Genomic DNA, 11,447 nt, shown 5'->3' with positions numbered 1-11,447 from the left:
CCCCAGGGCTTCTTTTGCCTTTTTTTTCATTTGGTAAATTTCTTAATGTTTGTGGCTAACATGAACAAACATTTGAGAGTAACTTCCGCTAGTAGGGTGTCATCCCAGTGCCCAGACACTGGGATCCAGGAAAGTTTGCTTGCTCACAAGCAAACTAGCATAGAAAAACGTTTTCGATGAGATTGCAGAAAGGCTGGATCCCAGTGTCTGGGCACTGGGATGACAAAAAAAGGAGGCTACTCGGATGACAGCTAGCCTGACAACCGTCATCCCGCTGCTTGTTAGCGGGATCTCTTGTTAGCGCCGCGGCGGTATGACGTAGAATTTTACACTCACCAATTCAGTGTCCAATCTGGATTCCAGACTGGAATGACACCCTTTTGGATGGAAACCAGTGTCAGGACACTGGGATGACAAGAAAGAGGCTACTTGGATGATACCTATAGCCCTGTCATTCCAGCGCGTGACGCTGGAATCTAGTTCTTATTATATATCCAGAGATTTACTATATTAGTAATATCAAACTAGATCAATTCTTGCTACTTCAATTTTTCTTTCAGTTAATTCCTGCCTGGCACGTTAAGTCTAGCCTTTTATAAATGAACCAGAATTATAATTTATCTTTTAAAAATCTCAAATGTAATAAATTTATGTTTTAAAGGATTTGATATATCAAATTTTATTGTATTTACTTTCTCATCAAAAACTATAGTATTCTCATCTATGTGATATCTGTCTATTTGATATGCTAGTGAAAATGCGTCAAGCTTATCAGAAGTTGGAGGAGATTTATATACCACTACATTTAAAGTTTCTAAGTCTAAGTTCACTCTAACAGTCACAACACCTTGTTCAAACGAACTTTCAAACAAACCTTGAATAGATTCACCATGCATACATGGCGGGTCCATTCTTACAGCAGATATACATCGATTATATATTGCATCCCCTGAACCGTTGTGCATGCACATCGTAAAATCTTTACTTCCTTGAAAAAGGTCTATAAAATCTACCATAACACTTCACCACTACATAACAAACACTTTATAATATTATAAGTAACTAGCAAGCTCCATTACTAATTTCGTAGTGACTCTAATTGCAAAATTTAATATAAGTAGTAAAATAGAATCACTGAATAAAAAACATATGTTAATTAATACAACGTCGGAGCTGGAGGACATAGGTGAGGGGTTGATAGCAAAAAAGCCAAAATTTATAGCAGTTGACACGGAGTTCATTAGAAATAATTTAATCTACTACCCAAAATTATCGTTAATTCAAATTTCTTACGGAGAGAAGAGTTTTATTGTAGACGCACTAGTGCCAGAAATTGATTTATCATTCATTAAGAAAATAATGCTAAATCAGGGGATAACCAAAGTGTTTCATAGCTGCCGGCAGGATATAGAATCCTTACTCACTGTGTTTAAATGTATTCCCACTCCCATTTTTGATACCCAAGTTGCTGCTATGTTTTGTCATTATTATCATGACTTTATTGGTTACTCAAAAGTAGTGGAGCAATATCAAGGAATAGCACTGGATAAAATTAAAGCTAAAAATTCAGATTGGTTAAGGCGTCCGTTGTCCGAAGATCAGTTAGATTATGCAGTAAACGACGTGGTACACCTATATGACCTATACCAAATATTGTGCAATAAACTTGAAGAAAATAATAGGATGGGTTGGTTTCAAGAAGAGATGGAATCAATAGTTGATATAAATAAGTATTTACATAGCCCAAAAGATGCATGGAAGAGGATTAAATTTAATTATGAAGTAAATCCAAGATTGATACTAACTGTTAAAGCAGTTAGTGAGTGGCAAGAAACCTTAGCACAGCGCTATAATATGAACCGTAATAAAATAATCAATAATGCTGTAATAGCTGATTTTATTGAAAAAAATATAGAGCATGTTGATGAAATTTTAGATGATCTCAAGAGGAATGCAAAAAATATAAAAGATGCAGATTTACTAGAGTTTGTGAATATTTTTAATGAAAATGAGAGAAATTGGATGCAGCAAAACAACACCTTATCGAGTAATTATGACAAATCTGTACTTGATATACTCTCAATTATTTTAGATAGTAAATGTAAAGAAAGTAACATATCAAGGAAATTAGTTTCTTCAAAAGATGAGTTAACCGGGTCAATATCTGGACAGACAGATAAATTATTCAAGGGATGGAGATATGATTTTTTTGGCAGGTCAGTTGAATCATTTTTGAACACAAGCTCAAAATTTGAGATTTCAGCAGTGAAATCCGCAAATAATATAACCAAAATTCAGAGTAATTTAGTGGAGAATAACTGTTGCTAAAGTAACTTAGATTTATCGACAATCGTCATCCCGCTACGTGTTAGCGGCCAAGTGACGGTATGACAAGGGAGAACAGTTGCTACGTGTTAGCGGCTAAGAGATACCGCGGCGGTATGACGGTTAAGTAGGGTGTCATCCCAGTGCCTTGACTACTTCGATCCAGGAAAATTGATTGTGCACTATACAACATAAAAGCTGGATTCCAGACTGGAATGACACCACCTACAAATTGCAATGTTCGTATAGTTATGTGCTTGACACTGGGATCTAGAAAATCTAGTTAATATATATAGAGAAACCTTAGCTATAGTTTCAAAAGAAGTCTAATGTGTTTTTGTTATATGATTATAGGTCTAACAGGCGGAATTGGGGTAGGAAAGAGCTTTGTAGCTAATTGCTTTCAAGAGTTTGGTGCTGTTGTATTTGATGCTGATTCTGTTGTACACCAACTTTATAAAGTGGATAAAAGCATAATAAGTTATGCAGAGAAAAATTTTCCTGGAGTGGTAGTAAATGGTGAAATAGATAGAACAGTACTGTCTAAATATTTCTTAGCCTACGATGAAAATTGGAAACAATTTCAATCTTTGGTTCACTCTGCTGTGCTGCGTGAATTAGAATTTTTTATTGCCAAGGAAAAAAAGATCGATAGAAAACTTTTAGTTTTAGATGTGCCACTTCTATTAGAAACAAAATTTTATTTATATTGCGACCTTATTGTTTTTGTTCATGCAGATAGCGTTGTGCAAGCTCAAAGACTTAACGAACGCAACATAGATAAAGAAAAGCTTAATCTAATCTCCGATGTTCAGTTATCTATTGAGGAGAAAAGGAAGATGAGTGACTTTATTATCGATACCAGTGTAAGCAAAGAGTATGTTTTTTCTCAAGTAAAAGATATAGTGGATTCATTAAACCTAAACACGTAGCTCTACGTCATACCGCCGCGGTATCTCTAGATCCCGCTAACAAGCAGCGGGATGACGGTTGTCAGGATCCCAGCAGCCTCCCTCCCCTGTCATCCAAGTAGCCCCCTATGGTGTCATCCCAGTGCCCAGACACTGGGATCCAGGAAAATTGATTGTGCACTATAGCAACATTTTTGATCAAAAACTGGATTCCAGTGGGCTTTGTTGCATCGCTAGCTATGATGGATTAAAGATAAAAAAGATAGGGAATATCAGTAGCTTATTATTCTGGTATTTATAACAAGAACGGTCAATGAATACCTAAATTTGAGTAAAAGAAATTTCACTACCATTTACCAATCCGGCTAAAATTCAAGAATTTCAATGCTTTAGCTATTTTCAATAGAATTAAATTTATTAATATAAATAACAAATTACTATTCTTAAATTTGATCAGATTGATTGCAAAAAAACAAGATTTTCAATAGGTTGCTTATAATCCTAACTATAGTTAGCCTTTCATAAGTAGCGATGCAACAAAGCCATTCCAGTGTCAAGCACTGGAATGACACCCTTCCGATGGGAACTGCTCTCAAACTACAACAGCATGAGTAGCTATAGAAGCTTTAATGATACAAGAAAAAATAAACAGCTATCATTTTTTTAGTAATTAAGTAAAATAGAGTGAAAGATTGCGAGGAAGTTTTGAAAAATAAGATAAAAAAGATAGTAATTTCAGGAAAGGAAGTGTGGCCAATCATCGAGGGCGGCAAAGGCATTGCAGTTAGTGATGGAAGATCAAGCGGAGCATTTGCTGCAGCAGATGCTGTGGGTACATTTTCTGGTGCAAATGCTAAGCTTATTGATGATAATGGCGAGTTAGTGCCACTAATTTATAAAGGCAAAACAAGAAATGAAAAGCATAGTGAATTGATTGAGTATAGTATTGAAGCTGGAATTAGTCAGGCAAGAATAGCAAATGAAATATCAAAAGGTCATGGAAGAATACACATGAATGTACTTTGGGAGATGGGAGCAGCAGAACGCGTGCTTCATGGCATATTAGAAGGAGCGAAAGGTTTGATTCATGGTATTACCTGCGGTGCTGGTATGCCTTATAGGCTTGGAGAAATTGCAGCTAAATATCAGGTTTATTATTACCCTATTATCTCATCGGTGCGTGCTTTTAAAGCATTATGGAAGCGTGCTTACCAAAGAATATCTTCCTATTTGCTTGGTGGAGTAGTGTATGAAGATCCATGGCTTGCTGGAGGGCACAATGGACTGAGTAACAGTGAAGACCCAGAGCTACCACAGGCTCCATTTGAAAGAGTTGCAGAGCTTAGATCTTTCATGAACGAGATCGGTCTCTCAGAAACACCAATTGTTATGGCAGGAGGAGTGTGGCATTTGAAAGATTGGGAACATTGGTTTGACAATCTGCAAATTGGACCAATAGCTTTTCAGTTTGGCACTCGTCCACTTTTGACGAAAGAAAGCCCAATTTCTGCAGAGTGGAAAAAGAAGCTACTCACTTTAGAAGAAGGTGATGTATTTTTAAATAAATTCAGTCCAACAGGGTTTTATTCATCTGCGGTGAGGAATAATTTTATACGTGAGTTACAGGAACGAAAATTACATCAAGTAAATTTTTCAGAAAATGCCAGCGAGGAATTCAATAGTGAATTTGCAATGGGTAGCAGAGGTAGGAAGATCTACCTTACTGCAAAAGACAAAGAGCTGGCAAATACATGGACTAAAGCAGGGTACACAGAAGCAATGAAAACCCCAGATTCAACTGTTATTTTTGTGACGCCAGATAAATTTAAACAAATAAGAGAAGATCAAATCAATTGTATGGGATGCTTAAGTCATTGTTTGTTTAGCAATTGGAAAGATCATGGTGACCATTCAACAGGACGAAAGCCAGATCCGCGTAGTTTTTGCATACAAAAAACACTGCAAAACGTTATACACGATGGTGATATTGAGAACGAACTCATGTTTTCCGGGCACAATGTGTACAAATTTAAGCAAGATCCATTTTATGAGAATGGCTACGTACCGGCAGTAAAAGAACTGGTGGAAAGGATATTGACTGGGTATTGAGTCAGTGACCTTACCCAGAAAAAGTGGAGAGAAAGTTTGGAATGTTTTTTACAAAAAGAATGATGCATCAAATTGTTCTGGAATGCAATAGTTAATAGTGACGTTGTTTGTTATAAAAAATTTCTATGTATTCAAATATTGCAGTTCTAGTTTGTTGAGCAGAGTGTTGTGAAGTATCAATAAGTATTTCTCTTTTCAATGAGCTAAAGAAGCTTTCTGCAACAGAATTGTCGTAACAACAGCCTTTATTACTCATCTATATTCTTTACAGCTAAGAGATATTGATACTCTTGCGCAGTATATTGTGAACCTTGGTCACTGTGCAGCAGTAGATTTTTAACAGGTTTACGCCTATTAATGGCCATTAATAAAGAGTTCATAACCAATTGTTTATTTATTGCACTACTCATTAACTACCATACGTGAGAATTATTGCTGCCAAATATAGCCATCCCTCCTTGGTTTTGATGTAAGTAATCCCATACTTTATTTGGTTGATCAACAATAAAGTTTTGATCTAGTATATTGGGAGCTACAGCTCTATTATCTGTTTGTTGTTTTTTAATTTTAAACTTTCTTCTCAGTATAGCCCTGATGTCATTTTTCTGCATAATACTTTGCACCGTTTTCAAATTGCAACTTTTACCCAAAGCCTTCAATTCAGCATGAATTTTAGGAGCTCCATATCTACATTTAGAAGCTTGATATATTTTTTGAATATCTGCTAATAACTCTTTATTTGCTGATTCTCTACTGCTTATTTTTCTTGTGGTCCACTTATAGTAGCCACTAGCAGAAAATCCTACATAATTCCTGTACTTTATAGCAGTTACTATATAAAAAAATATTTTACTCTTTTTGACTGGCCAGGGCTTTTTTTTTAATGTCTCTTTCCCTTGTTACTCTTGCTTTGTAAATCAAACCTCTCTTTGTCGTAAGGAGCCATGTTACCTCTACCTGGAAATGCATCTGCTGCCGACTTTTTTTCGTTATATTTCTTCATCCATTTTCCTAATACACTATCCCTTATTCCTAGATCTCTTGCTATTTTTGTAATTGTTTGACCTGCCTTTCTTTGTTCATTTGCCAGTTTAACAGCTTCCAATTTGAATTCTGCCGTATATTCTCTTACCATTTCTAATCCTCCAAAATTTTATTTTACCCGAAAAAACTCTTTTCTTTCTCTCCACTTTTTCTGGGTAAGGTCAGTTTACTGGCCTCTCCATGAGTGAGATTGAAAAATTAAGTGGAAATCTGTGAACGGTTACCTTGGATGACAGAAAAGAGTGTTGGAAGGAGGCAATATTAAAAACTTAATTTCAGTCCAGCCAAGAACACATAACCAGAGTTGTTATTTTCTATTTTAGGCTCTTTTGTACTAAACTTTACAATATCGAAATAGTATGAAGTACCTAAAAAAAGAGAATTTTCAAGACTTAAAGCATATGATGTTAACTCGTTTGTACCTTCGCCTGCAATATCCCTACCACTACTAAAATATGTTAAGCTTGATTTGTAAGAATCAGAATGGTAAGCGATACCTGCATTCATATAATACGTATTATTTATTTCAGGATTACGCTTCTCACCAGATTTACCACCATTACCATACGAAAAAATGCAATCAAGATCGAACAATTTTAGCTTCAAACCAAAATTCCAGTGTAGTAATTGATTGCGGCATTCATAATTTTTAGAAGTCCCATCTGAGCAATCAGTTAAATTTTCTCTTGCAAATTCACCAGTCAAAGCTGTAGTAAAACCTATATCATCTGACAAGCTGTTTTTATAGGAAAGGCCAGCAGCAATTAAATTGCTGTACTGTAAGTTATTTTTTCCTGGAACATAACTGAATCCGAGTTGAAAGTTATAGATTTCAGGGGAGATGTAGTTAATTGATGATTGTTTTAACCCTAGTTCGAGTTCATTATAATCGCTATAAATATTGGGCTTGACCCAGAACACCTTGTCTTGATCATATCCAGGGTCACCATCTTTTTTATGATCACCGCGCAAATTTGCATAGTTTGTCCAATGACCATTTACTCCTCCAGCAGCTGCATAAATTTTTGAAGTGTTAATTAACATGCTCTGACCAACTAAACTTCTTTTACCATATTCAATTGATCCAAGTTCCTGGTTTTTTATGATAAAATACCATTCCTCCATGTCTAACTTTTCTATGTCTAACGCTTTTAGGTTTGCAATACCAGAAACCCCTGCCTTAACATTAACCCCCATTTGAGTATTTGGATAAACTTGCTGTAAATAAAGAAAGCGCAAGTATGAATAACTTGAAGTTTTATCCTTAGGCTTAGCATTGAAAGAATCTATGTTGAAGGCGTAGCCGAATCTCAAATCTATTTTTCCGTCTAGTTCTGCATAAAATATTTCCTTATCCAAAATTGTTTTAGAGCTAGCACTATTCTGCAAAAACAATGATGAAAGCAGTGCTACCAGGTAGTACTTTAACTTCATAAATAAACTTAAATCTTTATAAAAATTTAAGTTTAAACTCAATATAAATAAAAAACAACTTTTCAGAAGGCACCGCTGGTAGATTTTGCTGCCTGTTTTTGAGCTATATTCCCATAAATTATTGATACACTTGGTAATTTTCGCTTTAATAACTGCTTATTAATGGCAGAATGTATACGATTAATTATTTTAGATATACTTTTTACATCGCAGTTAATCAAAACAAAAAGCACTTTATTCTCATCAATATACCCTAGAAAATCATCACTACGGCAATTTTTATAAAAATGTTCTATGATAACTTTCAGTGCATTATTTGTCTCACTACAGCTACTATTTAAGCCAATCACTCCTATAGCTGCATTAATTTGATGTTGAAAGGCAAAATTTAATATAACGTATAACTCTAGAATAGTGGACTCATTGCCCGGTATATCGAATAAGTCATGGTTTTTATATTTTTTACCCATTAGATATTTATCTCTAAAGATTCCTAGTTTATGGGACAAACTGATATCACGTATTAATAGCTCATAATTTATTTTATTACTGGCAAATTGTGCAGTGCGGAAAACTTTTACTTTTGTCCTGATATCTTCTCCTTTAGCATCAGTTAAGGAAAAATCTATCACTTTAGGTAATATATCAAGTAAATCGTGCCCATTTTCGGTATACTCTAAATAATTCTTCATGTCGTCAGCTGCTCTTGCACTTAAAATATTGATTAACGGCTTATTAAGTAAATTCCCTTCCTCGTATTTTAACAAATTCCTTGCGGCTTGATTGAGCCCTAAAATTAACACGTTTTTTTTCTTATTATCCTGACAAACAGATACCACAGCATCATCTTTTCTTCTTGCAGTTATGAAATCATCCATACTTTCATTCTATACAGCGTATTTATAAGTATAATAAGATTATATTAAGATTTACTTACTTATTGATATGCTTAATTAGGTATAGACAAAATGTCATACGGGATGGCTTTGTTGTAGAAGAATCAAGATTACTGTTTATAGACTTCAAGTTACTGCAAAAAATATTTTAAAACATAGTGATATCTTGACTTTACCTAGTTAATATTCCAAATTATAAAAAAACAGATAGTTCTATGACGACAAGTCTATTACAAGGCAAAAAGGGATTAATAACCGGAATAATAAATAAGAGATCAATAGCATACGGTATAGCAAAAACTCTCTCAGAGCACGGAGCAGAACTTGCAATCACCTACCAGAATGAAATAATAAAAGAAAAACTATCACCAATAGCAGATGAACTAAATGTGGAGCTAATATTACACTGCGACGTTTCAAATGAAAAAATCATAGATAACGCTTTCGAAATAATAGAGAAAAAATGGGGTACTCTTGACTTTTTGGTGCATGCAATAGCATTCTCCGATAAAAATGAGTTAGATGGTAAATATGTCAATACTTCACTGGATAACTTCCTCAATGCAATGCATATATCGTGCTATTCTTTCACTGCTTTAGCACAAAGAGCTGAAAAAATGATGTCAGGTGGTGGTAGTTTGCTTACTTTATCTTATTATGGCGCTGAAAAAGTTATGCCAAATTATAACGTTATGGGTTTATGTAAAGCGGCACTTGAAGCAAGTGTAAAATATATAGCATGTGATCTCGGGCCACAAAATATCAGAGTAAATGCAATTTCCGCTGGTCCAATCAGAACTTTAGCATCTTCTGGAATAAGCGATTTTCACTCCATATCAGAATGGAATAGAAATAATTCTCCGCTCAGACGCAATGTTACAATAGAGGATGTTGGCAAGGCAGCGTTATACTTATTAAGCGACTTAAGTAGTGGCACTACTGGAGAAATTTTGCACGTTGATTCAGGATATAACGTTGTGGGAATGAAGGTAGTTGACTAACAAAGCACTAGTTCCTTCGGGTTCATACACAACTCTATCAGGAGTTTTGTGACTGTGATTGCAGAAAACATCGAACATAAAATTCCTATTGATAGAGTGACAGAAAAGCCTCTTATTGCTCCACTGCCAATAATGAACATTATTCCTGCAGCAATTAATGTAGTGATATTTGAATCCAGTATTGTCTTTATAGCGTTTTTAAACCCTTCTTCAATAGCACGTTCCACTCTCTTGCCAGATTTGATTTCCTCACGAATTCGCTCAAATATTAAAACATTTGCATCCACCGCCATACCGACAGTGAGTGCAATACCGGCAATTCCAGGTAAAGTTAGAGTTGCTTCAAGCAGAGTGAGAATTGATAATATAAGAACTACATTAGAAAAAAGTGCAACAGAGGCCAATACACCTAATTTGCCGTAAGTGATGATTATAAATAAAGCCACGGCTATAATAGAGATTGTTGCTGCCATTTCCCCTGCCTTTATTGATTCTTCTCCAAGACTTGGGCCAATGTTTTTTTCTTCAATTATTTTAAGTGGTGCTGGCAGTGCTCCAGATTTTAAAAGTATTGCAAGTTCGCTTGCTTGTTTTTCAGTGAAATTACCGCTAATTTCTCCCTCTCCATTTAAAATTGGCTCACGTATTGTAGGTACTGTTAAGACTGTGTTATCCAGAACAATTGCAAAAGGTTTTCCCACATTTTCTTTAGTGATTTTTGCGAATCTTTTACTCGCTATGCTGTCAAATTTAAAATGCACTGTTGGTTTACCTAAGTGACCAAATCTAACTGATGCGTTAACCAGCGAATCACCACCTATTTCAGTTTTGCGGAATATTGGATAAGAATTACCTAAAGAATCCTTGAGCATGACAGTGGTTTCATGGTCTATATCCTGCACCTTGGCTATGTTAGTGTTTGCCAAATGAAAAGCTAGCTTAGCAGTTTTGCCAAGCAGAGATTTTATCTGCTTGGTATCTTCTACTCCAGGCACCTGCACTAATATTTTATTCTGCCCTTGTTTTTGAACGCTGACTTCCTTTGTGCCAAGTTTGTCCAAACGGCGCTGGACATTGTTTATTGATTCTGCAGCTACTTCACTGATCAAAGAATTTTTATAATGGGGTTTATACGAAATGAGAATCGAAGAATCTTTTCTATTTAGTTCTAAATTTGGATTTATCGCATTAATCAACACAGATGCTTTTTTATAATCATCAATATTATTTAAAGTTATAACGCTATTTTGTACGTTAGATTCAATATTTTTTGTTAGCAATGTCTCTTTTATTTCGTTAGCTAGCATGCTTAGCTTTTCCTTAAAATAGAAGTCTAAGTCTATGTTTAAAAGCAAAGATGCCCCTCCTTTCAGGTCAAGACCTAAGTTTATTCTTTTTTTCGAAATAAAAAGCTTATTATCAAAGAAATTTGGCAGTGTTATGTATAAAGCAAGTAAACAGATGCATAATACTGAAAAAGATTTGATTATAAGTCTGTTGTACATAAGTTGTAGGTTTAAAATTGTAATAATTGATTGTAAGTTAAAAATAGATTTTTGTAAAATTCTCTATTTGACCTTACCCAGAAAAAGTAGAGAGAAAGTTAAGACGTTTTTATCATGAGAATAAATTGTGCAGGAATGCAATAGTTAATAGTAGAATGTCTACGTTATTTGTTATAAAAGATTTCTATGTATTCAAATATGGCAGTTCTGGTTTGTTGAGCG

General features: G+C 34.9%; 10 protein-coding genes and 1 pseudogene. 6 read left to right on the top strand and 5 right to left on the bottom strand.

Features of this window, described 5'->3' with window-relative positions; all coding sequences use genetic code 11:
* A partial coding sequence (locus DEF52_RS06660) for a hypothetical protein (protein ID WP_458695314.1) occupies nt 1-180 on the top strand: 180 nt, incomplete at its 5' end.
* Between the two features lie 437 nt (nt 181-617).
* Here DEF52_RS06660 and DEF52_RS05375 read toward each other — a convergent pair.
* Nucleotides 618-1,016: a hypothetical protein gene (locus tag DEF52_RS05375; protein WP_007548550.1), complete on the bottom strand. Its 399-nt coding sequence runs from the start codon at nt 1,014-1,016 to the stop codon at nt 618-620.
* Between the two features lie 133 nt (nt 1,017-1,149).
* Between DEF52_RS05375 and DEF52_RS05370 the strand changes: the two genes are divergently transcribed.
* From DEF52_RS05370 to DEF52_RS05355, 3 genes are all read left to right on the top strand, one after another.
* Nucleotides 1,150-2,328 (top strand): ribonuclease D, encoded by a 1,179-nt coding sequence (locus tag DEF52_RS05370; RefSeq protein WP_151808068.1) that lies wholly within the window; start codon nt 1,150-1,152, stop codon nt 2,326-2,328.
* A 341-nt stretch (nt 2,329-2,669) separates the two neighbouring features.
* Nucleotides 2,670-3,257 carry a dephospho-CoA kinase gene (gene coaE / locus DEF52_RS05365; RefSeq protein WP_151808066.1) on the top strand — a complete coding sequence of 196 codons (588 nt, stop codon included), beginning with the start codon at nt 2,670-2,672 and terminating at the stop codon, nt 3,255-3,257.
* A gap of 684 nt (nt 3,258-3,941) precedes the next feature.
* Nucleotides 3,942-5,345 carry an NAD(P)H-dependent flavin oxidoreductase gene (locus DEF52_RS05355; RefSeq protein WP_012673080.1) on the top strand — a complete coding sequence of 468 codons (1,404 nt, stop codon included), beginning with the start codon at nt 3,942-3,944 and terminating at the stop codon, nt 5,343-5,345.
* A gap of 48 nt (nt 5,346-5,393) precedes the next feature.
* On the opposite strand, the pseudogene DEF52_RS07080 reads toward DEF52_RS05355, so the two are convergent.
* The 3 genes and pseudogenes from DEF52_RS07080 to DEF52_RS05330 form a co-directional block, all read right to left on the bottom strand.
* A pseudogene (locus DEF52_RS07080) lies at nt 5,394-6,480 on the bottom strand (IS3 family transposase).
* Between the two features lie 170 nt (nt 6,481-6,650).
* Nucleotides 6,651-7,823, bottom strand: coding sequence for a porin (locus DEF52_RS05335; protein WP_151808067.1), 1,173 nt, complete (start codon nt 7,821-7,823; stop codon nt 6,651-6,653).
* Between the two features lie 62 nt (nt 7,824-7,885).
* Complete coding sequence (locus DEF52_RS05330) at nt 7,886-8,701, bottom strand: hypothetical protein (RefSeq protein WP_151808062.1); 816 nt, start codon at nt 8,699-8,701, stop codon at nt 7,886-7,888.
* A gap of 233 nt (nt 8,702-8,934) precedes the next feature.
* Between DEF52_RS05330 and DEF52_RS05325 the strand changes: the two genes are divergently transcribed.
* Nucleotides 8,935-9,720 carry an enoyl-ACP reductase FabI gene (locus tag DEF52_RS05325; RefSeq protein ID WP_151808061.1) on the top strand — a complete coding sequence of 262 codons (786 nt, stop codon included), beginning with the start codon at nt 8,935-8,937 and terminating at the stop codon, nt 9,718-9,720.
* Here the strand turns inward: DEF52_RS05325 and secD are convergent.
* Nucleotides 9,717-11,162, bottom strand: a complete 1,446-nt coding sequence (secD, locus tag DEF52_RS05320; protein ID WP_416635952.1) for a protein translocase subunit SecD — start codon at nt 11,160-11,162, stop codon at nt 9,717-9,719. The two genes, DEF52_RS05325 and secD, sit on opposite strands and share 4 nt — an antisense overlap.
* Between secD and DEF52_RS06650 the strand changes: the two genes are divergently transcribed.
* Nucleotides 11,062-11,343, top strand: coding sequence for a hypothetical protein (locus tag DEF52_RS06650; RefSeq protein WP_237357365.1), 282 nt, complete (start codon nt 11,062-11,064; stop codon nt 11,341-11,343). The genes secD and DEF52_RS06650 overlap by 101 nt on opposite strands.
* Nucleotides 11,344-11,447: the final 104 nt, after the last annotated feature.

Source organism: Wolbachia endosymbiont of Nasonia oneida (assembly GCF_009012935.1).
Taxonomy (GTDB): domain Bacteria; phylum Pseudomonadota; class Alphaproteobacteria; order Rickettsiales; family Anaplasmataceae; genus Wolbachia; species Wolbachia pipientis.
The sequence above is the reverse complement of the archived record's forward strand: the minus strand, read 5'-3'. Positions and strand labels throughout refer to the sequence as shown.

What these genes read in the sequence shown, in the direction of transcription:
- coaE (WP_151808066.1), top strand. Translation starts at nt 2,670, where the DNA reads ATGATTATAGGTCTAACAGGCGGAATTGGGGTAGGAAAGAGCTTTGTA.
- DEF52_RS05325 (WP_151808061.1), top strand. Translation starts at nt 8,935, where the DNA reads ATGACGACAAGTCTATTACAAGGCAAAAAGGGATTAATAACCGGAATA.
- DEF52_RS05375 (WP_007548550.1), bottom strand. Translation starts at nt 1,016, where the DNA reads ATGGTAGATTTTATAGACCTTTTTCAAGGAAGTAAAGATTTTACGATG.
- DEF52_RS05370 (WP_151808068.1), top strand. Translation starts at nt 1,150, where the DNA reads ATGTTAATTAATACAACGTCGGAGCTGGAGGACATAGGTGAGGGGTTG.
- DEF52_RS05330 (WP_151808062.1), bottom strand. Translation starts at nt 8,701, where the DNA reads ATGGATGATTTCATAACTGCAAGAAGAAAAGATGATGCTGTGGTATCT.
- DEF52_RS06650 (WP_237357365.1), top strand. Translation starts at nt 11,062, where the DNA reads ATGTTTAAAAGCAAAGATGCCCCTCCTTTCAGGTCAAGACCTAAGTTT.
- DEF52_RS05335 (WP_151808067.1), bottom strand. Translation starts at nt 7,823, where the DNA reads ATGAAGTTAAAGTACTACCTGGTAGCACTGCTTTCATCATTGTTTTTG.